At 71.9% G+C, this 26,104-nt stretch carries 22 protein-coding genes, 1 tRNA gene and 3 pseudogenes; 13 read left to right on the top strand and 13 right to left on the bottom strand.

Annotated features, from left to right (window positions below; all coding sequences use genetic code 11):
• Positions 1-81: 81 nt before the first annotated feature.
• A complete protein-coding gene (locus FVS66_RS31870) occupies positions 82-1,965 on the bottom strand; it encodes an EAL domain-containing protein (RefSeq protein WP_187645788.1) in 1,884 nt (627 codons plus the stop codon).
• A gap of 333 nt (positions 1,966-2,298) precedes the next feature.
• Between FVS66_RS31870 and FVS66_RS31865 the strand changes: the two genes are divergently transcribed.
• Entirely contained in the window at positions 2,299-3,555 is a 1,257-nt protein-coding gene (locus tag FVS66_RS31865) for a M6 family metalloprotease domain-containing protein (protein WP_149184727.1), read from the top strand.
• Between the two features lie 65 nt (positions 3,556-3,620).
• Here the strand turns inward: FVS66_RS31865 and FVS66_RS31860 are convergent.
• The 6 genes from FVS66_RS31860 to FVS66_RS31835 all read right to left on the bottom strand — a co-directional run bounded on the left by FVS66_RS31860 (position 3,621) and on the right by FVS66_RS31835 (position 9,280).
• Positions 3,621-3,694: transfer RNA gene (locus tag FVS66_RS31860), tRNA-Lys, on the bottom strand.
• Complete coding sequence (locus tag FVS66_RS31855; protein WP_149184726.1) at positions 3,685-4,344, bottom strand: bifunctional DNA primase/polymerase; 660 nt, start codon at positions 4,342-4,344, stop codon at positions 3,685-3,687. Before FVS66_RS31855 ends, FVS66_RS31860 begins: the two co-directional genes overlap by 10 nt.
• A 158-nt stretch (positions 4,345-4,502) precedes the next feature.
• Positions 4,503-4,859: a hypothetical protein gene (locus FVS66_RS31850; RefSeq protein WP_149184725.1), complete on the bottom strand. Its 357-nt coding sequence runs from the start codon at positions 4,857-4,859 to the stop codon at positions 4,503-4,505.
• A gap of 316 nt (positions 4,860-5,175) precedes the next feature.
• A complete protein-coding gene (locus FVS66_RS31845; protein WP_149184724.1) occupies positions 5,176-6,513 on the bottom strand; it encodes an AAA domain-containing protein in 1,338 nt (445 codons plus the stop codon).
• On the bottom strand, positions 6,510-8,129 hold the full coding sequence (locus tag FVS66_RS31840; protein ID WP_149184723.1) for a hypothetical protein: 1,620 nt from the start codon (positions 8,127-8,129) through the stop codon (positions 6,510-6,512). The genes FVS66_RS31845 and FVS66_RS31840 overlap by 4 nt, the downstream gene beginning before the upstream one ends.
• On the bottom strand, positions 8,120-9,280 hold the full coding sequence (locus FVS66_RS31835) for a hypothetical protein (protein ID WP_149184722.1): 1,161 nt from the start codon (positions 9,278-9,280) through the stop codon (positions 8,120-8,122). The genes FVS66_RS31840 and FVS66_RS31835 overlap by 10 nt, the downstream gene beginning before the upstream one ends.
• A gap of 154 nt (positions 9,281-9,434) precedes the next feature.
• Between FVS66_RS31835 and FVS66_RS31830 the strand changes: the two genes are divergently transcribed.
• Complete coding sequence (locus FVS66_RS31830) at positions 9,435-10,031, top strand: histidine phosphatase family protein (protein WP_149184721.1); 597 nt, start codon at positions 9,435-9,437, stop codon at positions 10,029-10,031.
• A 60-nt stretch (positions 10,032-10,091) separates the two neighbouring features.
• On the opposite strand, the gene FVS66_RS31825 is transcribed toward FVS66_RS31830, so the two are convergent.
• A complete protein-coding gene (locus FVS66_RS31825) occupies positions 10,092-11,489 on the bottom strand; it encodes a tetratricopeptide repeat protein (RefSeq protein WP_149184720.1) in 1,398 nt (465 codons plus the stop codon).
• Positions 11,490-11,721: 232 nt separating this feature from the next.
• On the opposite strand from FVS66_RS31825, the gene FVS66_RS31820 reads away from it, so the two are divergent.
• Together FVS66_RS31820 and FVS66_RS31815 are read left to right on the top strand one after the other, a co-directional pair.
• Positions 11,722-12,225 carry a hypothetical protein gene (locus tag FVS66_RS31820; RefSeq protein ID WP_399226710.1) on the top strand — a complete coding sequence of 168 codons (504 nt, stop codon included), beginning with the start codon at positions 11,722-11,724 and terminating at the stop codon, positions 12,223-12,225.
• Positions 12,222-12,535, top strand: a pseudogene (locus FVS66_RS31815) (transposase); the annotation flags it as partial. The gene FVS66_RS31820 and the pseudogene FVS66_RS31815, both read left to right, overlap by 4 nt.
• A 203-nt stretch (positions 12,536-12,738) precedes the next feature.
• Here FVS66_RS31815 and FVS66_RS36660 read toward each other — a convergent pair.
• Together FVS66_RS36660 and FVS66_RS31805 are read right to left on the bottom strand one after the other, a co-directional pair.
• On the bottom strand, positions 12,739-14,808 hold the full coding sequence (locus tag FVS66_RS36660; protein WP_222947003.1) for an RbtT/DalT/CsbX family MFS transporter: 2,070 nt from the start codon (positions 14,806-14,808) through the stop codon (positions 12,739-12,741).
• 71 nt (positions 14,809-14,879) lie between these two features.
• Positions 14,880-15,218: pseudogene (locus FVS66_RS31805) on the bottom strand (DeoR family transcriptional regulator); the annotation flags it as partial.
• Positions 15,219-15,289: 71 nt separating this feature from the next.
• Here FVS66_RS31805 and FVS66_RS36390 point away from each other — a divergent pair.
• The 6 genes and pseudogenes from FVS66_RS36390 to FVS66_RS31780 form a co-directional block, all read left to right on the top strand.
• Positions 15,290-15,448: pseudogene (locus tag FVS66_RS36390) on the top strand (ABC transporter substrate-binding protein); the annotation flags it as partial.
• A gap of 84 nt (positions 15,449-15,532) precedes the next feature.
• Complete coding sequence (locus FVS66_RS36385) at positions 15,533-15,847, top strand: FGGY-family carbohydrate kinase (RefSeq protein WP_262387324.1); 315 nt, start codon at positions 15,533-15,535, stop codon at positions 15,845-15,847.
• On the top strand, positions 15,844-16,503 hold the full coding sequence (locus FVS66_RS31795; protein WP_149184716.1) for a histidine phosphatase family protein: 660 nt from the start codon (positions 15,844-15,846) through the stop codon (positions 16,501-16,503). Before FVS66_RS36385 ends, FVS66_RS31795 begins: the two co-directional genes overlap by 4 nt.
• Complete coding sequence (locus FVS66_RS31790) at positions 16,500-17,567, top strand: 2-hydroxyacid dehydrogenase (RefSeq protein WP_149184715.1); 1,068 nt, start codon at positions 16,500-16,502, stop codon at positions 17,565-17,567. The genes FVS66_RS31795 and FVS66_RS31790 overlap by 4 nt, the downstream gene beginning before the upstream one ends.
• A 111-nt stretch (positions 17,568-17,678) precedes the next feature.
• A complete protein-coding gene (locus tag FVS66_RS31785) occupies positions 17,679-20,144 on the top strand; it encodes an HAD-IA family hydrolase (RefSeq protein WP_187645786.1) in 2,466 nt (821 codons plus the stop codon).
• A gap of 720 nt (positions 20,145-20,864) precedes the next feature.
• Positions 20,865-22,067, top strand: a complete 1,203-nt coding sequence (locus FVS66_RS31780; protein ID WP_262387318.1) for an acyltransferase — start codon at positions 20,865-20,867, stop codon at positions 22,065-22,067.
• A gap of 237 nt (positions 22,068-22,304) precedes the next feature.
• Here FVS66_RS31780 and FVS66_RS36955 read toward each other — a convergent pair whose 3' ends face one another.
• From FVS66_RS36955 to FVS66_RS35310, 3 genes are all read right to left on the bottom strand, one after another.
• Positions 22,305-22,427, bottom strand: a complete 123-nt coding sequence (locus tag FVS66_RS36955) for a hypothetical protein (RefSeq protein ID WP_399226707.1) — start codon at positions 22,425-22,427, stop codon at positions 22,305-22,307.
• A gap of 166 nt (positions 22,428-22,593) precedes the next feature.
• Positions 22,594-23,073 carry a hypothetical protein gene (locus tag FVS66_RS31775; protein WP_149184712.1) on the bottom strand — a complete coding sequence of 160 codons (480 nt, stop codon included), beginning with the start codon at positions 23,071-23,073 and terminating at the stop codon, positions 22,594-22,596.
• A 9-nt stretch (positions 23,074-23,082) separates the two neighbouring features.
• The gene (locus FVS66_RS35310) at positions 23,083-23,298 is read right to left on the bottom strand and encodes a hypothetical protein (protein ID WP_187645785.1); all 216 of its coding nucleotides are present in this window, start codon (positions 23,296-23,298) and stop codon (positions 23,083-23,085) included.
• 313 nt (positions 23,299-23,611) lie between these two features.
• Here FVS66_RS35310 and FVS66_RS31765 point away from each other — a divergent pair, with 313 nt between their 5' ends.
• Genes FVS66_RS31765 through FVS66_RS31755 form a run of 3 tightly spaced genes read left to right on the top strand, consistent with a single transcriptional unit; the run spans position 23,612 to position 26,065 of the window.
• Entirely contained in the window at positions 23,612-24,052 is a 441-nt protein-coding gene (locus FVS66_RS31765; RefSeq protein WP_149184711.1) for a hypothetical protein, read from the top strand.
• A 49-nt stretch (positions 24,053-24,101) separates the two neighbouring features.
• On the top strand, positions 24,102-25,544 hold the full coding sequence (locus FVS66_RS31760; protein WP_187645784.1) for a hypothetical protein: 1,443 nt from the start codon (positions 24,102-24,104) through the stop codon (positions 25,542-25,544).
• Positions 25,541-26,065 (top strand): hypothetical protein, encoded by a 525-nt coding sequence (locus FVS66_RS31755; RefSeq protein ID WP_187645783.1) that lies wholly within the window; start codon positions 25,541-25,543, stop codon positions 26,063-26,065. The genes FVS66_RS31760 and FVS66_RS31755 overlap by 4 nt, the downstream gene beginning before the upstream one ends.
• Positions 26,066-26,104 lie beyond the last annotated feature (39 nt).

Raw genomic sequence — 26,104 nt, 5'->3', positions numbered from 1 at the left:
CGCCCACGCCGACTCCGTCGGACCCGCCGTCGGGCTGCACCGCCCCGGCCGGGGGCGTGAGCCCCGGCGCCTTCAGGCCTTTCAGGCCACCTTCGCGCCGACCTGGATCATCTCGGCGATCCGCTTCGGCGCCACCGCCCGCGAGTACAGCCACCCCTGCCCGGTGTCACAGCCGATCCGCCGCAGCCGCGCGGCCTGCCCGGCGGTCTCCACGCACTCCGCGGTGACCGTCAGGCCAAGCCGGTGCGCGAGGTCCACCATCGCCTCGACGATCACCTCGTCGGCCGGGTTCGGGTGCGCCTCGTCCTGGAAGCCCCGCACGAACGATCCGTCCAGCTTCAGCACGGACACCGGGAGCCGGCTCAGATAGGCCAGGTTCGAGTACCCCGTGCCGAAGTCGTCGATGGCGATCTGGACGCCCATGTCGCTGAGCGCCTGGAGCGCCTGGAGGGGGCGGCCCGCCGAGCCCATCACCGCCGACTCGGTCAGCTCCAACTGGAGGAGCCGCGGGGCCAGTCCGGTCTCGGCGAGGATCTCGGCGACGTCCGCGACCAGGTCGGAGTCCCACACCTGCCGTACGGCGACATTGACGCTGACGAACAGCGGCCGCTCGTGCGGATGGTCGATGTGCCACTGCCGGGCCTGCCGACAGGCGGTGCGCAGCACCCAGCGGCCCAACTGCACGATGGAGCCGTCCTCTTCCGCGATTCCGATGAACCGATTCGGCGCCAGCGAGCCGAACTGGGGATGGTCCCAGCGGACCAGCGCCTCCACCCCCCGCACCGTCCCGTCCGCCATGCCCACCAGCGGCTGGTAGTCCAGCGTGAACTCGCCGCGCTCCACGGCCGGCCGGAGCGTCGAGGAGAGGGCCTGCCGCGTCATGCGGTGGGCGTTGCGCTCCGGGTCGAAGAGCGTCCAGCGGGCCTTGCCGTCGGCCTTGGCCCAGTACAGCGTGGTGTCTGCGGCCTGCATCAGCCCGTTGACGGTCGTGCCGTCCGCGAGCCGTTCGACGACGCCGATGGAGGCGGAGACGGACAGCCGCTGCCCCGCGAGGTCGAACGGCCGCTGCACGGCGGCCAGTACGGACCTGGCCAGATCGGCGAGCTGCTCCGTACCCGTCGAGTCCTCGACGAGGATCGCGAACTCGTCGCCGCCGAGCCTGGCCACGAGATGGCCGCCCCCGCGCGCGTGCTCGTCGCTGTCGGCGCACTCGGTGAGCCGGGTGGCGACGGCGGCGAGCAGCCGGTCGCCGACGCGGTGCCCGAGGGTGTCGTTGACGGCCTTGAAGCCGTCCAGGTCCAGGTAGCAGAGGCCGATCCGGCCGATGCCCCCGTCGTCGTACGAGGAGTTCTCCAGCGCGGAGGTGAGGCGCTCGAAGAACAGGGCGCGGTTGGGCAGCCGGGTCACCGGGTCGTGCATCTGGAGGTGGCGCAGCCGGGCCTGGAGCTCGCGGCGGTCGCTCACGTCGGCGACGGACAGCAGGACGTTACGGCTCAGGGGCACGGGCGCGACGGTGACCTCGGCCCACAGGGAGCGCCCGTCGGGGTGCTTCAGGCGGCGTGTGCAGCGGAACCGGGAGCGGTGGCCGCGCAGTACCTCGCGGTAGGCGTGCCAGGTGCGGCGGTCGGCGGCCAGATCGACGAGGTCGGCGGCGGCCTGCTCGCGCAGCGATGCCGGGTCCGTGCCGAGGAGCGCTGCGAGGGTGTCGTTCGCGCTGACGACGAGGCCGTCGGCGTCGACGACGGCCATGGCGAGGTGCGCGGCGTTGAACGCGGCGTGGATGTCGCGCAGCTCGCCGGCGGGGGTGAGGCCGGGGCGTGGCGGCAGGTCGGACCGCGTCCCGTACCACGCGCGTGGCGGGTGGCGCTCGATCGCCGCCCCGCTGTCACGCTCCGTGATCAATGGAGGGGTGGTGCAGGGCTGTACGACCGCCGTGTTTCCCGGTCCTTCTGGAGTTCCGCTCACCGCTCGCTCCCGCAGGGCAGTTGTGACGTACAGATGTGGTCGGGCGAGGTCAGCCAAGGAAAGTGTGCCGATCATAGAGGCTGCTGTGGGGCCGTTCCAGCGCCTCCGCCGGGCTGTGGAGAACCGGGGGGCCGACCGCCCGGCCCGGCCGATCGTTTCTGCGCGGGTATGGCGGGGGTCGGTCCTGGTCTGACCGTTTGTGACTGTCGGTGAAGTGACACATGTGACCCGGGTGTGTCGCTGCTCACCCGAGTGGTGCAGTGGAACAGGACGTACGCCAACAAATCGTCACAAGGTGGGGAGACGTCCTGTATCTCGCCTCCGGAGGTCGACGTGGAGGGTCAGCCGACACGCGCGCAGCCACCCGAGGGAGTGCACCGCCCGAGTCTGCGCTCCACGGCCGCAGGCCTGTTCTCCCTCGCCGCGATCGCCGCGACCGGCCTCGCCGCGGGCCCCGCGGCGGCCGCCCCGTCCGTCGGGCCGTGCGCCCTGCCGCGCACGAATGCCCACCACTCGCTGGGCCTGGACGCCTGGAACACGGCCTACCCGCGGCCCGAGCGCGGGCTCGACGCGGTGATGCTCTTCCTGTCCTTCCCGGACTCGGTGCCGGTGGCCCGGACGGACGAGATCGCCGCTGACTACTTCCCGGGAACCAGCGACTTCTTCGCGCGCGCCTCGTACGGCAGGTTCTCGCTCCGCGCCCATGTCCGGCACGGCTGGCTGCGGATGCCGCGCACCTCCACCACGTACGCCATACGGCGCGACTGGGCGCCGGACCGCCGCGCCGCCTACCTGCGGGACGCGCTCGCCGTGGCGGACCCGGTCGTGGACTTCTCGCGGTACGACATCGTCTACATGGTCGCCGACCCGGACGCACCCGGTGTCGACGCGGACGCGACGAAGGTGGTGAACCTGCGGACGCCGCTGCGCGCCGACGGTACGGACATCCCGCGCGTGGTGACCCTGTTCGAGCGGCGCCCGCCGGACCGGAACGTCCTGGCCCACGAGACGGGCCATGTCTTCGACCTGCCGGACCTGTACAACCGGCCCGTGGACGGCAAGGGCGACTGGGACACGCACGTCGGCGACTGGGACGTCATGGGAAGCCAGTTCGCCATGGCCCCGGAGCCCTTCGGCTGGCACAAGTGGAAGCTGGGCTGGCTGGGCGACCATCAAGTGCGGTGCGTACGGGCGCCGCAGCGGCTGACCCTGCTGCCCCTGGCCGGCGAGGCCGGGCAGGCGTACGGCCTCGCCGCCGTGCCGGGCACCCGGCTGGCCGTGGTGCGGACCGGCCGGAACAGCGTGCTGGCCTTCGAGGCGCGCCGCGCGGCCGGCAACGACCGGGGCACCTGCACGGAGGGCGTGCTGATCTATCGGGTGCGGGGCGAGGCGGAGTCGGGTGCGGGACCGGTCGAGGTGGTGGACACCCACCCGCTCACGGAGGCATGCCGGGACCGCTCGGTGTACCCGCCGCTGGCGGACGCGCCGCTGGGCGAGGGGGAGTCGTTCACGGTGCCGGGGGAGGGGACGAAGGTGGAGGTCGCGCACAGGACGCGCGGGGGCTCCTGGACCCTGAAGATCACGCCGTAGCGCCCTGGCCGGTTCTGGGGAACGAAGAAAGCCCCCCGCTTCCGCGAGGGGCTTTCCTCCGTCTGTGCGCCGCCAGGGACTCGAACCCCGGACCCGCTGATTAAGAGTCAGCTGCTCTAACCAACTGAGCTAGCGGCGCCTGCTGACGTCGTAGACAGTAGCACCCTGATCCGCGTCAGGAGAAATCGATATCCGCACGTCCCCGGCCGATGTGGCGCGCGCCACTCGTGCGCAGGCCCAGAGAATCACCTCGGGCCCGGGGAGCCAGGGGGAGCGGGTGTCGGGGGCCACCACCCAGCGCGGACCGTCGGACGCCCCGGCGGCGAGGGGCGGGACGGTGACCGCGTCACCGAGACCGTGGCAGAGCATGCGCGGCACGGCGTCGCCCCACTCCTCCCAGTCCAGGAGGGCGGGCAGCCGCTGGCTGGTGCCGGGGGCGGTGAACAGGAGCATCCGGCCGTTGTGGGCGGCGACGGGCCCGGACCCGGGGCCCTCGCCCCAGAGTCGGTCGAGGAGTCGGCGCCCGAAGATCGCGGGGACGTTCACGATGTCGAAGACCGTGCCGCAGGGGAGTACGGCGGGCGTGGTGGGGCGTGCCTCCCAGAGGGCGAGCGTGGAGACCGGGTACGAGGAGGCGGACACCATCCAGTCGGCACCGTCGGCGGTGACCTGCGTGGTGTGGTGCGGCGGACCGTCGACCCGGAGCCGCCGGAAGAGATCGGCGCGGCGTTCGTCGATGTCGCCGTGGGCGGGGCTCAGGGGGGTCTCGTCTCGCAGCCAGGTACTCATGACTCCGGTTTACCGGCTGTGACGAGGTGATCCCGTTGAGTTCCGGGAAACGGAGACAGATGGGGAGTGAGGCAGGTATCTTTCGCCCTCGGCATATGCCGCCTGCGCGGTCCGCCGGTGCGTGCGGTACACACCGCCTGCTCGGGCCGGGCAGCGCGTCAGTCGTCGCCGCTCCGGCCGACGCCCCTGAGGAGGTCGCGGCCGAACTCGACCATCTTCTTCGCGTAGTCCTCGGTCCACTCGGCGCGCTCGGCGATGTCGGCGGTGGTCAGCCGGTCGAACCGGCGCGGATCGGCGAGCTGCGCGGCTGCGATCGCCTGGTACTCCAGGGCCCGGTCGGTCGCCGCGCGGAAGGCCAGCGTCAGCTCCGTGGACCGGGCGAGCAGCTCTCGGGGGTCCTCGATGGACTCCAGGTCGAAGAAGTGTTCCGGATCGGCGGCCGCCTGCGCAGGCTCGAAGAGCAGAGGCGCGGGCCTGAGTCGCCGCTGCTGCTCGCTCCGCTCGGTTTCCGCCATTGGTGACTCCCATCCCGCTGCCGTGCGGCCGCCCGTCGGTTCCCGACGGCCAACGACCATTGTCCCGCCTCCCGCAAGACCGCACTCTCCCCGGCCCGGCCGGGGGCCCGTGGGCGGCTACGCAGCGTGTTCCGGCCGCTTACGGGCGGTGGTGTACGCGGTGTTCTGCCAGGTGGGGCAGGACCGTGTCACGGGCGGTGGCGGACGCGGTGTTCCGACAAGTGGGACAGGACCGCGTGGTTCGCCTCCCACCCGTCGGGGCTGTGTTTTTTTGCCGCCTGCGGCGGCGCGCCGGACTGCGTCCGGCTGTTCTGCTTCACGGGCGGTGGCGGACGCGGTGTTCCGACAAGTGGGACAGGACCGCGTGGTTCGCCTCCCACCCGTCGGGGAATTTGACCGTGACGCCGAGCTGGACCGGCTCGGTCGAGGGGTGTTCGTCCAGCAGGTCGGTGACGCCCTCGCGGCAGATGACGACGCAGGCGTGGCGGTGGCGGGAGGCCAGGACGCAGAGGCGGCCGGTCTCCAGGTGGAAGGCGGTGGCGTCCGGGCGGCCCGACAGGGGGTGGAGGACGACCGTCACGTCGTACTCGCGGCCCTGGAGGCGGTTGGCCGTGTCGACGCTGACCCCCGCGACGCCCAGGTCCGCCAGGGCCCTGCGGACGGCGGCCGCCTGGTCGCGGTGCGCGGTGCCCACGGCGACGCGGTCGGGGGTGACCGGCGCGGGGTGCTCGGAGCGTTCGCTCAGCGTGGCCGCCCCCCGGTCCAGGAGGCGGCGGACCACCAGGGCACACGCGCGCACCGCCTCGGGGTCCGTGCGGGGCGTGTGCCGGGCGGGGAGCTCCAGCAGGCCCCAGCCCGACTCCGCCGCCTCGTCCAGGACCCGGTCCGGGGCCGACGCGTCGCCGGGCACGCCGAAGGTCAGCCGGCGGTCCCCCGGGCCCGTGCCCGAGCGGAACGGCGTGTACGGGTAGAACGCGTCCGACACCAGCGGCGCCGCCGACGCCGGGAGCCGCCACGACACCGGCAGCCGGTGCTGCGGCAGCTCGGGGTTGTGCGCCAGCAGCGTCGACACCGCGCTCGCCGACGGGTCGTACGACAGGCCCGCCCACTGGTCGGCGCCCACCACGGAGAACGGGTCGAGCTGGCCGGGATCGCCCACGAACAGCGCCCGCTCGAACAGCCCCGCCACCGCCAGCAGCGCGTCCGACCGCATCTGGTACGCCTCGTCCACGATCGCGTGCCGCCACGGCTCGACGCCCTTCACATGGCCCCACTTCGCCGCCGTGGAGATGACCACCGGCAGGGCCGCCAGGTCCGCCGCCTTCGTCGACGTGCTGACATTGTCCAGGGCGTCCAGCGCCTTGTCGTACGAGTCCGTGTCGCTCGCGTGCAGGCGGCCCACGGGCAGTTCCGGCTCCTTCTCCGCGAGCCGTAGCACCAGGTCGTCGACCTGCGCGTTCGTCTGGGCGACCACCATCAGGGGGCGGCCCGCGGCGGCCAGTTCGAGCGCGGCACGCACGACGAGCGTCGACTTGCCCGCGCCCGGCGGCGAGTCCACGACCACGCCCCGCGCCTCCCCGTCGAGCGTGTCCTTCAGGATCTTGCGGGTCGCCTCGGCCGCCGCCGACGACGGGTCGAACACCTCGCGGGTCACAGAACGTCCTCCGGGGTCACGTGGTCGGGGGCCTCGGCCGCGTCCTGGCGCGGCGGGCCGCCGTGCGTCCACGGCGTCTCCTCCGGGTCCGGCAGCTTCGGCCCCACCCGCTGGTCGTGCTCGAACAGGGTCCACACGATCCGGTCGCCCTTCCGCGGCACCGAACCCTCAGCGGGCTCCCTCGACCGGCCCATCCGGTCCAGGACGCGCAGCACCACCGCGCGGCCCCCGTCCTCGTACCGTACGAACTCCGCGCTCTGCGGCCGTCCTTCCAGCGACCGGTACGCCTTGACCCTCCCCAAGCCTTCGGCCGGGGACGCCCCCACGCCCAGATGCGCCGCGTCGTCCGTCCGCACCGTCACCAGCGGGCGCGGCGACGGGCGCTTCGACTCCGTCCACGTCATCGTCACGTCCACCACCTCCCCGGCGAACGCCTCGCCCGCGAGCCGCCGACCCGCCATCACCAGCGGGTCGTCCAGCGCCTCCTGCGCCTCCAGCTGGGCCTGGGCGCTCTCCCGCGCGGCCAGCTTCTGAGCGGCCGTCACCGCGTCGTCCCGGCGCGGCTGCGGCGGCTCACCCGCCCGCACCCGGTCCCGGTGCCCGGTGAACGACCAGCGGTCCCGCGTCCAGCGGTCCGCGACCCGTTCCCCGGGCGGCAACTCCCGTACGAGCTCCAGCGCCCGCCACACCGCGTGCCACGTGGGGAGCAGCTGGGTCAGGATCAGGCGGCGGATCTCCCGCTCCGCGCGGTGCAGTTCGCCGAGCCGCTCGTCGGCAGCCGCACCGTCCTCCGCCGCGCCCAGCGCCTGCCGGGCCCGGTCGTACCGCTCGATCGCGGGTGCCAGCAGCCGGTTGTCGAACGCCGGGTCGGTCGCCGGACCGGCCGGCGGGCAGAGCAACTGCCCGTCCCGGTCCCGGCCCAGCTCCGCGCGGAGCGCCGCCGAGGCACCCGCCTCGCCCTCGGGCGGGTCGATCCACGCCAGCAGCGCGCCGAGGTGCTGGTCCTCCAGCGACGACTGCCCCGTCGCCCAGTGCCGGTTCAGCAGGTCCGTCGCCGCGACCAGCAGCGACGATCCGGGCACCCGGGCCCGCTCCGAGTAGTGCGTCAGCCACCGGCCGAGCAGCGGCACGCGCGGAGGCGCCGGGAACGGCGTCTCCGGGTCCTGCTCGGCCGTGCGCCGGAACCGCGTCGACCGCCCGAGGAGCCGTACGTACTCGACGCCGGCCCGGCTCGGTACGACCAGCTGCGGCGCGTCCGCGCACAGCTCCACCGCGACCTTCATCTTCTTGCCGGTCGCCGGGCCGGTCTCGGATCGCTCGGCCGGCTCCACCACGTCCGCGTACCCGTCGATGTACGGCAGCACCGCCTCCGCCAGGTCGGCGAGGAACGCGAACCGCAGGTCACGGTCGCGCGGCTGCGGTACGACGAGGAGCCTCGGCTCCTCCGGGTCCGTACCGACCAGTGCGCCGAGCGGCGCCCCCGCCTCACCCGCCGTCGTCAGCGGGACAAGGACCAGCGGCCCCTCCGCCACATGCCGGTGCCGCACGGTCGCCAGAGGCCGCGCCCGCCCCGCCTCGACGGCTTCGAGCCGCGCCAGCGTGGAGATCAACGACATGCGCCCACCCCCGCCCCGGCGTCGGCGACCGCCTCCGCGCGCAGTGCCGCCGCGCGTCGGAGCGCCGCCACCGCCGGATCGTCCGGGTCGCCCCCATCGCCGCGGGCCGCCGCGAGGACGTCCCCGACGGTGGTCAGGCCGCCCAGTTCACCGCGCACCGATCGTCCCAGCATCTCGACCGCGCCGGTCTCGCGGGCACGGTCGCGGCAGTGGAAGGCCAGCTCGCAGGCGGCGAGGCACTCCGGCGCGTACGCGTGCGGCACGGCCTCCACGGCGGCGGTCAGCTGCTCCGGCGAGCATGCCGCCACATCGAACGTGACGCCCTCCGGGACGGCCGCCGCGATGTCCTCGACGCGGGTCAGCCGGGCCAGCTGCCGACGGGTGACCGCCAGCTGCTTCCGTACGTCGACGACCGAGCCCGTGGGCTGGTTCGAGAAGTCCTTCGGGCAGACCAGCAGCACCGAGTGCCCGACCTCCGCGCCGTCCGTGAGCGCCGCGACCCGCTCCAGCGCCAGCACGTACACCGCCGCCTGGCGCGCGGCGGCGCCCACCTTGGCGGCGTCCGCCGAGCCGTCGATCATCGGGAACGACTTGATCTCGGCCACCGTCCACCGCCCGTCCGGGCGCACCACCACCGCGTCCGGCTCCAGATACGCGGGCGACCCGGCCACCTCCAGCGCCAGCATCGGATGGTCGAGCAGCGACCACACCCCGGCCGCCGTGGCCTCCCGCAGCGCCAGGGCCGTGCGCGCCGCGCGCCCCTCAGGCCCGGCCGCCGCGAGGTCCGGGGTGCGCACCTCGCCGGGCTCGGCCACGCCCAGCAGCCGAAGCAGCTCGGCGCCCCCGTCGGCCTTCGCCTTCGCCTCGAAGGCGTTGCCCCGCATGAACGCGAACTGCGACTGGCCGAACCCGGACGGCGCGCCCAGCGCGGAGGCCAGCGCCGTCTTGTCGACCCCGGCACCGTCCAGCAGAGCACGGCGCCGGCAGCCGGGGTTCGCGGCCAGCGCCGCCAGCGCGCGGGCATCGAGCGGATGCGGCACGGCGGCGGGGCCGCGCAGCTCGGCCAGCCGCCGCCGTAGTGTCGTCTGCGGTGCGGTCTGCGGAGTTCGCGGAGCCGGAGGACGCGGTCCGCTGCCCAGGGAATCGCTCACCGCGGAAGTCTCGCATCCGCCACTGACAATCGGGGCCCGGTCACGCGGGTCGCCCCCTTCGGAGGCTCGGGGCCGCGTGCGCGATGATGGACGGGTACGTCGCTGCACCCGCCGTCGTGTGCATCTCTCGCGTGAACCCCCAGGAGTACGCCCCATGGCACCGCGCATCCTGCTCGCCCGGCACGGTCAGACCGAGTGGTCGCTGCTCGGCAGGCATACCGGCAGGACGGACATCCCGCTGCTCGACGAGGGCCGGCGCGGAGCCAAGCTGCTGGGCGAACGGCTGCACCGCGCCCGCTGGGCGGGCCTGGAGGGCTACGAGATCCGCACCAGCCCGCTCTCACGCGCGCGTGAGACCGCCGAGCTGGCCGGCTTCGGCGGCCGCGCCCAGGAGTGGGGCGCGCTCATGGAGTGGGACTACGGCGCGTACGAGGGCATGACGCCCGCCGAGATCCAGGCGGTCCGCCCGGGCTGGCTCATCTGGCGCGACGGCGTCCCGGAGGGCGAGACCCTGGCGGCGATGAGCGCCCGCGCCGACGAGGTCGTGGAGTGGGCCCGCTCGGCCGACCGTGACGCGCTGGTCTTCGCGCACGGCCACATCCTGCGGACGATCGCCGCGCGCTGGCTCGGCGAGGACATCTCGTTCGCCGCGAGCATCCGTCTGGACCCGACCAGCCTGTCGTGCCTCGGCTGGGCGTACGGCGCCCCCGCGATCGAGCGCTGGAACGACACCGGCCACCTGGAGGCGTAGCCGCCCGCCACGGCCCACCGGGCACCCGGCCGCCGGACCCGACGCGCCGCCCCCCGGCCCCTACGCACCGCCCTCGCCGGGCGTGCCGCCCGCGCGGCGGCGGGCCAGGAACGCCGCCACCTCCGGCGTGCCGCGCAGCGGATGCAGGACCAGGGCCGTGTCGGCCAGCACCGACCGGATGCGGGTCGACTGGACCTCGTCGAGCAGGTCCAGGACCCGCTCCCCGGCGGCCGCCGCCTCCTCGGGGGCGCCGCCCCTGGCCAGGTCGGCGGCGAGCTGCGCGCGGTACAGGGCGAGGTTCCGGGCGAAGTGCGGGTTGTTCAGGGCGGTCGCCCGGCGCGCGTGGCGGGCGGCGGACGGCCAGTCGCCCAGCTGCGACCAGGACTGGGCCTCCAGGAACTCCAGCTCGGGCTCCCCGAAGAAGGACATCCACTCCGGGTCCGCGTCCGAGGGCCCGCGCCCGAACAGCGTGTGCGCCCGCCCCAGTGCCTCCTCGCACGCCGGCCGGTCGCCAAGCCCCGCCCAGCCGCCCGCCTCCCGCAGGGCCAGCAGCGAGAGCAGCCGTGGTGACGACAGGTGCTTGGCCGCGTGCTGCCCGGCCTGCGCGGCCCGTACCGCCTCCCGGAACCGGCCGGCGTCCCGCGCCAGGAACGACGTGTTGGAGAACGCGTGCGCCTCCAGCCCGGGATCGCCGCCCACGCGCGCGGTGGCGAGCGCTTCCGCGTAGTGCGAGCGGGCGTCCTCCAGTCGGCCCGAGTCATGGGCCAGCCAGCCGACGGACAGGGCGAGTTCGCCCGCGCCCGCATGGAGCCGGTCGACGGTCGACTGGCGGGCGGTCGTCCCGGAGTCGAGCAGCGCGTACGCGGCACGGAGCGGCCCCGCCGCCCTCCGGTACAGACCGTCGGCGCCGTGCCGGTCGTCGAGCAGCCGGATCTGCCGTACGGCGTCCTCGACCGCGGCCACCTCGGACTCGCCGAACCGGCCGCCGACGCGCGGCGCCGGGATCGTACCGAGCGGCGGCGGGCCGCCCGGCCCGCCGCCGGGGCCCCCGCCAGGACTGCCGCCCAGGCCGAGGGAGGCGGCCGCCACGGTGGCGGTGCCGCCCGTCATGAATGCGCGACGCAGCACGTCGCTCTCCTCATCGTTCCGGATCGTGGTGGGTGACACGGGCGCACCGGCCGCCGTACGCGTCCCCCGACCGCGTACGCGTTCCCGCGCGAGGAACCCCAGATCCGTCAGCGACAGACCGGGGAACATATGCAGGAACACCCGCTCGTACGCGTAGTTGGGGCAACGGATCTCACCCGATTCCACGCGGCCGATGTAGCGGGCGTCGCACGCCACCTGCTCCCCGATCTCCCGGGCGGCCCTGCGCACCGCGGCGGCGAACTCCGCCGGGGAGCGCTGCCCGCGCAGTCGACGGAAGGCGAGATTCGGAACTGCCCGTGACGAGGCCATGGCGAGCCCTCTCCTGCGTGCTGCCGATGCTCCGGCGGAGCAAGAACGTACCTGCTGCGACCGGTCGCACACCCGCAGTTTGGCTACAAACGGGATATCTCACCCACGATCCGCCATGAAGTGCCATCCTTTGCGGCGGCGTGCCGCCGTAGCCGTTGACGGTCTCGGGCGTTGAACCTTGTGGAGAGACGGAAGGTGTCTCCACACGGGACTCGAGCGAGGAGGCGATCCCTTGTTGGAGGTAGGCATGGAGGCCGGCCCGCGCGCCCACGACGAACCGCAGACCACGTTGCAGCACGCTCCCACGCAGGACGAGAGCGCGCGCCCCGGCGCCGTGACCGGTGCCCGTGAACACGGCGGCGGCCAGGCGTGCGACCTGGTGACCGTACCGGCCCGGCAGGGCCTGGAGGCCGTGGACATCCTCCGCCGCGGAGGCGCACCCGCCGTCGGCCCGGTCCTGCACGACGACGTCGGCGACACCCTCGGCTTCCTCGTCCCGCCGGGCACGGCGGCCGCCTGGGACGTCCCCGGCAGCGCCTGTACGCGCACCGAGGGCCGCGGTCTCCGCGTCCCGGCCGAGGTGACCACTCCCACGGCCCCGCCCGAGCCGCCCCCCGTCGGCAGCGACTGGCTTCTCCCGCCCGTCGACACCGACCCGGTCACCGACCCGGTGATCCTCCGAGAGGCCCTGGACGAGGCCGCCCGCCTCATCCGGGCGGCCGACAACTGCCGCTAGCAGCCCGAGCCGAGGACCGCGTCCGGGCCGCGCGGGCCACCGGCCGCGCAACCTGCCCCTGTACGACACCGCACAGAACCAGATCTGGCTGGAGATCGTCCAGATCGCCCTTGACCTGCTGGCCTGGATGCCCATGCTCGCCCTGACCGGCAGAACCCGCACGTGGGAGCCCCGCCGCCTCCGGCTCCGCCGCAGCCCAGATCGTCACCACCGCCCCCGCCGGCACCTGAGATTCGCACGCCACTGGCCCTGGCCGGACGTGATCACCGACGCCCTGGCACGGCTCGAAACTCTCCCGAACCCCGGCTGACCAGCGCGTTCCCGTCCCTGCAACCAGCACCACCCCGACCGGAGCCGTGGAACCGGCGCCCACCCGACGCGCCAGCCGGGCCATCAGCGTGCCCACCACCGACCCGAACAACCGAAACGGCCCCGCCGAAGAAACCGACGGACCGTCACGAAAGATCGAGGTTAGGGCGCGGCTGGGCCTGCGGAGGGGTCCCGTGCCAGTCGTCATTCGGTGGCACGCCCACCGGGAGTACCGTCCCTCGCCAGACGTGCCAGAACGGTCGGTAGGCCCGTCAGCGTGGTGATCACAGCGTCGGGCTCAGCGAGCTGCCGCAGGGTGGGGGCGTGGCTTGCCTCGCCGCGCAGCATCCAGACGGCCCGCATGCCGATCCGGTGCGCCGGGCGTACGTCGTTCTCCAGTCTGTTGCCCACGTGCACGGCGCGGTCCGGCGGGACTCCCACTTCGCCGAGTGCGTGAAGGAACAAGGCCGGATCGGGCTTGCCCGCACCGACGTCGTCGGAGAGCGCGGTGACGGCGAACAGCTCACGCAGCCCGTCGCGTTCCAGGGCCGCCAGCACCTGCCGGGGGGAGTTGGCCACGATGCCCAGGCGGTAGCGGCCGGCCAGCGCGGTGATGACCGGCGCGACGTCCGGATAGAGCGCCTCGGCGGGGTAGTGCCAGTGCCTACGGGCGAGTTGTCGAAGCTCCTCCTCACGGCCGGGGGCGAACGCCCCGGCGACCGCCCGGTGCAGCGAGCCCGCGCCGCGCTCGCGCTGCTCGTCGTACAGGTTCCAGAACTCCGCTTCGTCGACGGTGCCGCCGCCCAGATCACACGCCGCCCGGTACAGGGCCTGCGCGAAGCAGTCGTCGTCGTACAGCGTGCCGCCCACGTCGAAGAGGATCAGTTCCACGTCCTCGCCGGGGTCCGGGCGCAGGCGCACCGGATGGCCCAGCAGGGTGCCGCCGGCCCGGGCGGCGAGCCCGGCCACGTCCCCGGCGGGCTGCGCGGCCTCCGGGCGCCTGCCGCGACGGCCCGTCTCGCCGGGCAGGCGCAGGAAGGACGTCATCAGCGCACTGACCGCGTAGAGTCCGGCGAAGACCCACATGACGCCGGCGACCCCGAGGGGCACGAGCAGGACTCCCACGATCGCCGGTCCCACGAAGGCCGAGGCGCCGGCACCCAGGTTGAGGGCGGCCATGGCCTGGCCCTTGTGCTGCGGCGCCAGCGACGGCATGAGCGCGGACAGCGGGACATAGCCGGCCAGAGTGGCGCCGTACAGGCCCGCGACGAGCAGGGCTAGAGGGTAGTCGTCCCCGGCGGCCGTGGGCACGTAGTACAGCAGGAGTGTGGTGATCGCGCAGCCCACTCCGCCGAAGACGGCCACGGTGCGGCGCCAGCCGAAGCGGTCCCCCACGAGGCCGAACACCAGGTTGAAGACGATGTTGACGGCGAACATCACGGTCAGCACGCGAAGCCACTGCGAGAGGCTGAACCCGATGGTCTCCGTGAAGAAGATCGGCAGGAAGACCAGGAAGCCGAACTCCGGTGCGGTGTTGATGATCCTGACCAGGCAGCCGATGCCGATCCGGGGGTTGCGCCACACGATGGTGACGCTGCCGAGGAAGGTGGTCAGCGGCCGTTCTCCCCGTGGTGCCAGGCGGCGCCCACCCGTCGGATCGCGCACACCGAGGAGGGCGATCAGCCCGCCGGCGACCACCAGGAACAGAGCGGCCCAGAGGGTCTGGTACGGGCCGACGCGCGGTACGAGACCACTGGCCACCAGGGAGCCCAAAGTGGGGAGTCCGCCGGTGAAGGCGAACCAGAACCATCCGGCGGCGCTGCCGAGCCGGGCCGCCGGCGTCGCGGCGGCGATCCACACGAGGAAGCCGAAGGCGAACAGCGGGAACCCGAACCCCCTGAGTCCGTAGGCGACCATAAGGAGGGGGTAGTCCAGCCTCGGGATGGCGACCAGGAGGAAGAGGAGCTGGAAAGCGATCCAGATGGCCAGACCGGTCCACATGACCCGGCGCGGGCCCCAGAGGTCCGACAGCGCCCCCGACAGCCAGGCGGCGACGCCGGCGCTGACACCGTACACCGTGAACAGCAGGGCCACCCTGCTTCCGGACACCCCCTCGTCGGCCAGGTAGGGCGAGAGGTAGCCCGACTCGACACCGTCGCCGATCATGAAGACCAGGACACCGAGGAATCCCCAGGCCAGCGGCCTCGGTATGCCGAGACGGTCGAGTCGGCCCCGGTGCGTTCGCGGCGTCTTCGCGTGCAACAGTGCGTCCAAGGCGTGCGGCGGAGTGGAGGGCGGTCCCCGATTCCAGTAAGGCACCGCCTGACCGCCACCGCGAGTGGAAGCTACCCGCGGCCCACCGGGGCGACGCGGACCTGTGCACGTCCCTCCCGCAGCGGCGCGATCTCCTCGTCGTCGGCGCCCGAGTCGGTGACGATCTGGTCGAAGGCATCGAGGGGTGCGAGCAGGTAGGGGGCGCGGCGGCCGAACTTGGCGTGGTCGACCAGCAGGACAGAGCGTTCGGCGTACTCCATGAAGGTCCGCTTGACCTCGATGGTGGCCTCCGACCTGTGGTAGCAGGCGCCCGCGCCGACCGCGGTGGTGGACATGAACAGCACGTCGGCCCGCAGCTTCCGGAGGGCCTGTGCCGTCTGGTAGCCGAGGCATGCCTCCTGGAGGGGGGAAGTAGCGGCCCCCGAGGACGACCACCTCGATGCCCTTGACGGCGCCCAGCGCCCGTACGAGAGGTAAGAAGGCCGTCGACCCGAGCGGACGGAAGCTGCTCGACGAGTACGACAAGATCGCGGGCGTGGTCGCGGCCAACGACGGCACGGCGGGCGGCACGATCGCCGCGTTCAAGGCCGCGGGAGTCGGCACGGTGCCGCCCGTCACCGGCAATACCACCGAACTCGCATGCCTCGCTGCTGCAGGGCGTCGCGTCACCGAGCGCCTCTGCTTCGACTACCTCGGACTGCTCGGCGCCTCCCTCGACGGACCGGTGACCCTCACCGGTGGAGGAGCCCGCAGCCGCTACTGGTGCCAGCCGCGCGCCGACGCCCTCGCCCGCCCCCTCGGGCTGCCGGACAACGCCGAGGCCGCCCTCGGCATGGCCGTCCTCGCCCGCGCGGGCACCACCACCCCCCTCGGCGCCGCCGCCCGCGACATGGTGCGGCTGCGTACCGTGGTGGAACCGCGGCCGGACCACACGCTGCGCCTGCTGGAGAGCCATCTCAAGCTGGTCGACGCACTCGAAGAGCGCGGCTGGCTGCCCCCGGCCGTCGCCCGGCACGCACGAAGGAGCGCCCACCTGTGACCGATCTCGTACTCGTCCGCCACGGAGAGACGATCTGGCACGCCGAGAACCGCTACACGGGCCGCAGCGACATCCCGCTCACTCCGCGAGGTCGCGAACAGGCCGAGCACCTCGCCGCATGGGCCAAGCACGCCCGGCCGGATGCCCTGTGGGTCTCGCCGCTGCGGCGCGCCCGGGACACGGCCCAACCGATCGTCGAGGCCACCGGACTGGAGCCCCGGGAGGACCCCCGGCTGCGGGAGATCGATTTCGGGCGCGGCGAGGGACTCACCACCGCCGACATGCGCGATGCGTTCCCCGAGCGGCTCGCCGCCTTCTACGCGGACCCGGCGCGCCATCACCTGCCGGACGGCGAGCCCACCGCCGAAGCCGTGGAACGGGGCATGGCCTGCCTGCGGGAGGTCCACCGTCTCCACCCGGACGGCAGAGTCCTGATCGTCGGCCACAGCACCCTCAACCGACTGCTCCTCTGTCATCTGAGCGGAGTGCCGCTGTCGGAGTACCGGCGGTTGTTCCCCCTCATGCGCAACTGCGCGATCACCGAGGTCCGCTACGGCGGTGGAGACAGGGCGGCGCTGCTGCAGTTCAACACCCCGGCCGAGGCCTTTGACGGCTTCCCGGCCCCAACCGCAGTAACCGAGGAGGAGACCCCGTGACCCTCAGGATTCTCGCCGCAGGCGACCACTTCGTCCGGGCAGGCCTGCTCGCCGACGCGCTGCGTGCCGAGCACGGCGGGCCCCGCGGGGCGCTGGAGATCAGCGAACTGCACCTGCCCTGGCCCATCGAACCATTCGGCGACGTCGCCGAGGTGCACGAGGCGTCCGGCACGGAGGAGCAGCTCATCGAAGCCCTCCGGGGCGTACGGGTCTGCATGACGCAGATGGCTCCGCTCACCCGCAGGGTCCTGGAGGCGTGCCCGGACCTCGAACTGTTCGCCGTCGGCCGCGGCGGACCGGTCAACGCCAGCCTGGAGGCTGCCACGGAGCACGGCGTCGCAGTGACGTTCGCCCCGGGCCGCAACGCGACCGCCACGGCCGAGCACACCGTCGCCCTGCTGCTGGCCGCGATGCGCCGCATCCCGCACACCCACGGCGAGCTGGCCCGCGGCGTGTGGCGCGGCGACTACTACCGGTACGACGAGGTCGGCATGGAGCTGGCGGGCACCACCGTGGGGCTGGTCGGCTACGGCGCCATCGGGCACCGCGTCGCCCGCATCCTCGGCGGCTTCGGCGCGGAAGTCCTCGTCCACGACCCCTATCTGCTGCCGGACGCGGCGCCCGGGGTGCGCAACGTGGGCCTGGACGAGTTGCTGGCGCGGTCCCGGGTGCTCTCCCTGCACGCCCGGCTGACGGCGGAGAGCCGCGGCATGATCGGCGCGGAGCAGATTGCCGCGATGGCTCCCGGCTCCGTGATCGTCAACTGCGCGCGGGGCGGGCTGCTGGACTACGACGCGGTCTGCGACGCGCTCGACCGGGGGCACCTCTTCGCCGCCGCCTTCGACGTCTTCCCGGAGGAGCCCGTCCCGCCGGGTTCACGGCTGCTGCGCACCCCCGGCATCGTGATGACTCCCCACCTCGCGGGCGCCAGCAAGCAGACCGCGCATCAGGCAGCACGGATCTGCGCCGCGGAGACGGTCCGGTACCTGCGGGGCGAGCCGCTCGCGCACTGCGCCAACCCGGAGGTCCTCGCGGGCCGCGGCACAGCGGCCGGAACACCGTAGCCGGACCGCCCCGGCGGGAGCACTGTGCTTCCGCCGGGGCGGTTCGCGTGCCGGACGGCGCGGTGCCACGATGGTGGTGAGCGGGAGCGGCCCGTGCCCGGGAGGCTGAGTGTGGACGTCGATGCCACCGCAGGCCACAGCGTGCCTAGCGACGGCACGGAGGGCGGCCCTGTCGAGGCGGTGGTCTTCGACATCGGGGGCTCGATCTACGACGACGAACGCTTCGTCGAGGCGCTGTACCGCGCTGTACACGAACTCGCAGGGGAGGAGTTCGACGAGCACGCGTTCTGGTCGCTGTACGAAGCGGAACGCGAGGGCGGGGCCGGCCTGCGCACGGCGTTCGCCCGCAGGTTCCTCCGCGACGGCGACGTCGGTCTGCTGCGCTCTCACATAGCCAAGCACTGGGCCTATCCCGTCGAGTCGCTCTACCCGGACGTGGCACCGGTGCTCCGGGCCCTCGCCCACGACTACCGGCTCGGAATCCTCTCCAACTCGCCCCCGCAGGTACGGGACGCCCTGCGACGCGACGGCTTGGCCCCGTTGTTCGGCGCCGTCGTTCTCGGCGGGGTCGACTCCGCCGAGAAGCCCGCCCCGGAGGCCTTCTGTACCGTACTCGACAGGCTGGGCGTCCCCGCCGAGCGCGCCGTCCACGTCGGCAACCGGCTCGACACCGACGTCCGGGGAGCGGCGCGAGCGGGGCTGCGCACCGTGTGGATGCTCCGCGGTGAGGCCCCACCTGCTCCAGGCCGGGACGAACTGACGGAGGCCGACGCGGTCATCACCTCCCTGACCGGCCTGCCGGTCGCGCTCTCCCGGCTGGCCGGCGGCCCCCGGCCTCCGCGGGCGCGCCTGGCATCCGCCTCCGCCCTGGACATCACCGGTCAGTACCGCACCCGGCAGAGGCTCGCGGTCATGAACGCCGCGAGCGTCCGTCTGGGCACCTCCCTGGACGTGTCCGAGACCGCGCGTGAGCTGGCGGAGGTGGCCATCGGCTACTTCTCCGACTTCGCCGCCGTCGATCTCTTCGAGGACGTGCTGCGCCCGGACGCCTCCCCGGCCCGGCACGGCAAGCCGGCGCTGCTGCGCGCCGCGCAGAGCTCCGTTCTGGAGCGCTGCCCCGAGTCCGCGCTACGGCCAGGGGAGCCGTGCGACTACCATCCGCTGTCGCCCATGGCCCGCGCTCTGACAGCCGACGTGCCGTCGGCGCACTGGGCCGAAGACCGGGATGTCCGGCGATGGCTCGGCAGCGACCCCCGCTACGCGGCGAGCCTGCGGCTCCACCGCGTCCACTCCCTCATCACTGCACCGCTACGCGCCCGTGGAACACTGCTCGGCGTCGTCCACTGCATGCGTCACCGCACACCGGACGTGTTCGACACCGACGACATCCTGCTCACGTGGGAGATCACCACCCGGGCCGCACTTGCCGTCGACAACGCCCGCCGCTACGCGCGCGAACGCGGCACGTCCCTGGCCCTGCAGCGCAGCCTGCTCCCACGCCACCACGTACGCCTCTCGGCGGCGGACATCGCGACCCGCTACGTTCCGGCGGAGTCCGGCGCGGGTGTCGGAGGCGACTGGTTCGACGTCATCCCCTTGTCGGGGGCGCGCGTGGGGCTGATGGTGGGAGACGTCGTGGGACACGGCATCGAGGCGTCCGCGACCATGGGCCGACTGCGCACGGCCGCGCTGACCCTGGCCGACATTGACATTCCCCCCGACGAGTTGCTGACCCATCTCGACGACCTCGTTCTGCGCCTCGATGAGGAGGAGAACACGGTGGGGGAGCAGACACCGTCACAGCACACACCGGTCGCCGGGGCCACCTGCCTCTACTCGGTGTACGACCCGGTGTCCCGGCACTGCACCATGGCCCGCGCCGGGCATCCCGCGCCCGCCATCGTCTCCCCGGATGGCGTGGTTCGATTCCCGGACCTTCCGAGTGGTCCGCCGCTGGGCATCGGCGGGCTGCCCTTCGAGAGTCACGTTCTCGAGCTGCCCCGAGGCAGCGTCATCGCGCTCTACACCAACGGTTTGCCGCACTCCGGAAACCGTGATCTCGACGACGGCCTGCGGCTTCTCGGCGAGCTGCTCACCGACCCCGCGGCCTCACTGGAAAGCCTCTGTGACACAGTGCTGCGCGGTTTCTCACCTGCGGAACAGGAGGACGACGCGGTTCTCCTCCTGGCGCGCACCCGGGCACTGCCCCCTTCCCACATCGCCACCTGGGCCGTCGCTGCCGACCCCCCCGAGGTCGCGCGGGTCCGGCGCCTCGTCACCGAGCAGCTGGCGGAGTGGGGGCTGGAGGAGCTGTCGTTCACCACGGAACTCGTGGCAAGCGAACTGGTCACCAACGCAATCCGCTACGCCCGTCCTCCGCTGACGCTGCGCCTCATCCGCGACTCCGAGCTCATGTGCGAGGTGTCCGACGCCAGCAGCACCACGCCGCACATGAAACGGTCCCGGGCGTTCGACGAGGGCGGACGCGGACTTCTCCTGGTGGCCCAGCTCACCCGGCGCTGGGGCACGCGGTACGCACCTGGCGGCAAGACGGTCTGGGCCGAGCAGGACCTGTGAGGGGTCGCCCCGCAGAAGCGCGCAGGTGACGCGGACTGCCCACGAGGCCGCATCGCCCCCTTCCACGTGTACGGAGTCAGCCAGCCCCGGCGGACCGCAGTCGCCAAGCAATGGCCCGCCGCTGCCACTACCTGCGGCGTTGTCGCACGTTCGAGGGGCGGTCCCCATGAGACCACCCCCGCACGACCGAAGTCCCGCTACACTCCCGCCACCCGGCGAAAGGCCAGGTCAGGCAGCGAAATCCTGCTGGAGTACCAGGCACCGGCTCCCCGTACCCCGGCCTGTCGAGGCCGGGGTACCGCCTTCTGCTCTTCTGCCTTCTGCCGTCCGCCTTCTGCCTGTCGCCCCCTGCCTTCCGCCTTCCTGCCTTCTGTCTTCCTGCCTTCTGTCTTTCTGCTTTCCGTATGTGAAGATCGCGTGGGCGATTCGAGGCGTTATGCTTTTGGTTCACTCGTTCGAGGGATCATTTGGACGTCGGTGCCCATTCCGCGTCTGCGGCGCACCGACGCGGCGAACTCGGCACGCGTGTGACATCGCACACGCGATGACTCGCCCGAAGAGTGTGGACTCCTGAAGTCGCGCTCCCTGCCGTGGTGTCCTTGAAGGGACGCATCGCATGGCGCGCCGCCCCGGCCCGTTCACCGACCGATGAATGCAAGGAAGCACGTGGTTTCAGTTCCCAGTTCGGCCCGATCCCCGAGGCCCGGGCGACCGTCCCGCTTGGCGGCCCTGGACGGCCTGCGGCTGATAGCCGCCCTGATGGTGGTGCTGTATCACTACATAGCCCTCGGGTCGGGATGGCAGACTCCCAGCGAGGCCCTGTTTCCCACGGCCTTCCCCTTTGCGGCCTACGGGTGGCTCGGTGTTCAGCTGTTCTTCCTCATCAGCGGTTTCGTCATCTGTATGAGTTGCTGGGGCCGTTCACTGGGGGAATTCTTCACCTCCCGAGTGGTCCGGCTCTATCCGGCGTACTGGTTCGCGGTCCTCGCCACAACGGCCGTGCTGGTCCTTGTGCCGGGCGGTTACGAGCGACGCCCCTGGGCCGATGTACTGATCAATCTGACGATGCTCCACGAACCTCTCGGAGTACGTCCGGTCGATCCCGTGTACTGGACCCTCTACGCCGAACTGCGCTTCTACCTGCTGTTCGCCCTGGTCGCCTGGCGTGGACTGACATACCGACGCGTACTGCTGTTCTGCTGCCTCTGGGGTGTGGCCGCTCTGGCGTTCACCAAGTTCGGCGGGGAGGCGCTGGGGCAGTTCCTGCTGCCGGGGCACTGCTGGTACTTCATCGCCGGCATGGCCTTCTACCTCATGTACCGCTTCCGGCCGACCGCGCTGCTGTGGGGCATCGTGCTGGTGTGTTTCGCCGCCTCGCTGCCGACCGCGCGCGCGACGTGGCGGGCATCCGTCAGGCAGTTGGACAAGGGGATGCCGTTCTGGCCGGTGCTGGTCGTACTGGCACTGTCCTTCGCGGTGATGGCGCTCGTCGCGACCGGCAGGGCCGACTGGATCAGGTGGCGCTGGCTGACCGTCGCGGGGGCCCTCACCTACCCGCTCTACCTGCTGCACCAGTACATCGGCTGGGAGATCCTCGGCTATGCGGAGACGCACGCCGACCTCAGCCCCTATGTGCTGCTCGGGTCCCTGGTCGGGGGACTGATGCTGCTCGCCTTCCTGGTTCACCGGCTCGTCGAGAAGCCGCTGAGCCGCTGGCTGAAGCGGAAGGTCCGGGCGGGTCTCGAGGAAGCGGCGGCGCACAGCGCACCCTCGGGAGACAACCGGCTCCGCGTCCGGCCCGGACACCGGAACGCGGAGGTACGCGGCCTCCGGAAGGGCGGAGGCCGGGTGGAGGCCGAACCGGGAGCGCACGCGTCGGTCCTGACACACGCGGGACGCGCCGGGGACGACGGGCACCGGTAGCCGTGCTGCGGCGCCGGGACCCGGCCTTCGGGCCTCCGGCTTCGGCCCCGCGGTCCTCCGGCGCCGGCTTCGGCCTCGCGCCCCGGCCCTTGCCTGCGGCTCCGGCCTTTGGCCGTGGCTCCGGCCCTGGCCTTGGCCGGACCGCCGGCCTCAACCCGGACAGCGCCGCAGCCAGTTCGATCGGGTCGCGGAACGCCGCCGCGTCGGGATGGGCGTTGGGGTGCGGGTTCACCACCATCAGCTGATCACCTCCAAGGGCACCACGCGCACCACCGCGTACGCACCGACCGCGACCTCCGCCGCCCGGAACCGGCGCCCGACGAGCTGCTCGTCGCGCGCGGAACGGGAAACGCTTAGCACGTCGGGCAACACCGGGGGCGCCGACAACGGCAGCAGCGCCTGGTACGCGGTCGAGCCAGGGAGCGATGCGGGCGCCCCATCCAGAGGCGGGACGGGCGAGAGCTGTCCGGGGCGTACGATCGCCCCGGACCTTCCCACAGCAGAACCGCCGTCCCGCCTTGCGGCTTCAACTGACCTGTGTGCTCGTCCAGTTCGTTGGCAGAGGCGCCGTCCGCATCCCTCCACAGCCGGACCTCATCGTCGAGCAGCCCTTCCACGACCCGCCGCACACCCGACAGATCAAGCGCCACGGGCCCACTCCACCAGCTGCCGTAGCACCGCCGCCGTCCCCTCCCCCACCCGGTACGTTCTCCAGGTCCAACCGTGCCAGGGCCGCGCGCTCCACCTCCAACGGTTCCAGCGCCTCCAGGAACGCGGCGGCGGCTGGACCGGGGTCCGGGGGTGTACCGATCTCAACGCGAGCGAGGAGATCGAGTTCGGCGGGCCACGCTCTGGTCGGACGGAGGTGCAGCACGACACGTGGCAGCTCGTGAGCCTCAGCGTGTAGGTCCACGGCAGCGACGTGCTCGCTCACGTCCTTGCCGTCCACAGTGAGGGCGTACGAGCGCCCGTCGAAGGTCATCTGGAAGCGGCTCGGCGTCGTCACCGGCGGAGCCTAAACCCATGGGCGGACACCGCGTTCGCCCGATAGCGTCCAGCAGACGAGGAGAGGCAACATGGCGCAGCCGAAGAAGCGTTCACGCACCATCTCTGTGGACGGGACGTCGTACCGCTGGTACGTGCGCGGTCGGCCCACGTACTGCCAGGGCATGGCATGGTCGTCCATGATGTACGCCGTCGAGCACTCCGAGCGTCCAGGCGCGGTGCTCATGGTCGAGACCGACCGCGCTCACACTCGCAACTGGGTGGGAGCCGAAACGGTCCCTGTCCTGCCTGCCGAGGTCGCTGACAGCATTCGGCGCGCACGTCTTCTGGGCTGGGAACCGACGAGCCTCGGGAAGCCCTTCCGGCTCACGTCAACGACGGGCACGGCATCAGTCGGTGTCCATAGCCGCCAGCACCGTGACCCGAGTCCGCTCCTGGTCCAGAGTGGCCAAACACGGCACTGACCGGGTACCGGCTTACCTTCCGTGGGCCCTGTTCTGTAAGTTTCCCAGGAGGTGTCCAGCTACGGGGGGGGATTCATGGCCTGGGATGAGTGGGAGCAGACCAAGGCGGATGTGGCGTCCCGCCAGACCGCCCGGATGCGGCTCAATCAGCTTGCTCCGGCAGCAGGAGGAGGCGGTGGGGACAGGCCGGATCTGGCCTCCAGCCCGGCGGAGAAGAAGACGGCGGCGAAGGCGATCCACGAGGTTCTGACACCCGGCGTCACGCGAGACAGCAAGCACACGGCCGTCTGCACGAAAGCAGCTGTCAAGGAGTTCGGGGCGAAGGACGGCGATGGCTGGGACACGTCCAGTGCTTTGAAGAAGGCACATCAGACGTGGGAGAAGCAGGTCAAGACGCTGCTCGACCGTCTTGCGGCGGAGAAGGCCGCTCTCAGCAAGACGGGCATCGACTTGCGCAACAATGATCTCGACATTGGCGGGCGCCTCGCTCGGCAATCTCGGATCAACAACTACTGACCAATGACGGATCGGCTGCGGGGGACATGTGCCGACCTACCACGAAGTGATGACAACCAACCTGTCCAAGCTCACTGCGGTTGCCGACAAGTGGGACGAGATGGCGGGCAAGTTCAAGACGCTCGGTGACCTGTACCAGCGGGACGTCCACGGCATCTCACTCGGTGAGTCCTGGATCGGGCTGAGCGCCCATGCTGCGGACCAGAGGTTCACCGTGACGCTTGAGGAGCTGCGAGGGGCGCAGAAGGAGGCGAAAGCCGTCGCTTCCCTCCTGCGCGAGGCGCATACGCAGCTCGTCGATCTCAAGGGCAGGGTGGAGTCCGTGCGCGCGGCCGCCGTCAAGGATGGCATGCGGGTATCCGATCAGGGGGTCGTGGCGTTCGACACCTCGCAGCTCACCCAGGGAGAGCGCACCGCCTACGTGCACGACCCGAGCTTCCAGGAGAGCGCTCGCGCCACGGCGGCCGAGTGGGCCCAGCGTCTCAACCAGGCAGTCAAGGCGGTCAGCGACGCCGACGACGGTCTCCGGCTCGCCCTCGACGCCGCCGTGCGAGACTCCGACTACATGGACGGGACGGTCAACGGCTTCAACAGAAATCCCACCGCCAGCCCCTACCCCTCCTTGGAAGAGGCCGGCAAGGCCGCCAACATGCCCAAGGGCAGGAAGGCGGTCGCGGAGTGGTGGCGCGACCTCGATCCGGTCACCCGCGGCATCCTGCTGCGAGAACGCGGTGACGAACTGCGGGCAGCGGGGGTCACGGCTCCTCTGTACAACTGGAAGTCACCTGACCCTGGTTCGGGCCCATTCGGCGTGGAAGAGGTGATACCGCGGGATGCGTGGCTCCACTCTCAAGCCGTGGGCATCGCGACAGCCGGAGACCTCATCGGGGAGACCGGGGCATCGCGCAACATGCTGCACTACCTGAGCGGCACCGGTGAGACCCTCACGCTGGATGTCGACCGGATGTTGCACGACGACGATGGGTTCCGTTCAGGAATCGAGCAGGAACATCTGGTGGCCAATCAGGGTGCCTGGCGGCAGAAGGCGCTGGATGAGTTTCACCGGGCCGGAGGGGACAAGACCGTGGTCATTCCGGTCGAGAGTGACGTAAGGCACCGCACTCTGCGGAGCGACGAGTGGTTCCACGCGATCGGATCCCACGCACAGAATGTCTCCGGCATGGTCACCGTCACACCGAGCGCTGACGACGGCGAGCCCAAGATCTCGCTCGACTATCAGGTCAACGTGTGGGACCGCTACAACTGGGACAAGGGCAAGTCAACCGAGTTCCCGGGGGGAGTCACCATCAAGGACGAGGACATGGGGCGGCTCCACGCAGTCGGCCTCGCCCAGGAATTCGACATGCGAGGTAGTAGCCCCACCTACACTCACGACCTCAGCGGCCACACGCACCCCACTGTCACACCGGGCGACCCTGGACGCGAGGGAACGCGCGGGGACGTGTCCCGCGGTGACAAGGAGAACCGGTGAAGCTCTCGCATGGCTCCTTGAAGCGCCTGGTAGCGGTTGCGACGGCCGCCATTGTCAGTGGACTCCTGCTCGCCGCCTGTTCGACGCCGACGCAGCCAGAACGTGTCACTCGCAAGGAGTACCCCTACTGGGAAAAGGGGGCCGGCGCGCCTGAGGCTGCCGAGTTCATGAAGATCGATGTCCCCGAGGGCGCGACAGAGGTAAGGGGCGCAGTACGGGTTCAGCCGCAGGAGGATGTCTACCTGCTGTCGTTTGTCACCGACGCGAAGACAGCGGAGTCGGTGGTCGACGACCTTCGGCCCGATCATCCGCTGAAGGCTGTTAACGCCACTTCCTCCTTGACCGGGGACGGATTCAAACACCTGGGTCTCAAGCTGCCTCAGGACATCAAGGGTGTACGCATGGCCAGTGCATGTCCGCCCTGCGTCGGCGATTCACGGCGGAGCCACATCCAGGCCATCGAGATCCACGTCGGCGACGTAGCAGGCAGCCGTGTGCGCGTCTACCTGGCCGCATTCTGACCCTGGCCCCAAACCCGCCTGCGGGGACGGGGGGTACGA

Origin of the sequence: Streptomyces sp. TRM49041 (genome assembly GCF_008271805.1) — a bacterium.
In the GTDB taxonomy this organism is placed as follows: Bacteria; Actinomycetota; Actinomycetes; order Streptomycetales; family Streptomycetaceae; genus Streptomyces.
Note: the sequence above shows the minus strand (reverse complement) of the source record. Positions and strands in the feature narration are given on the sequence as shown.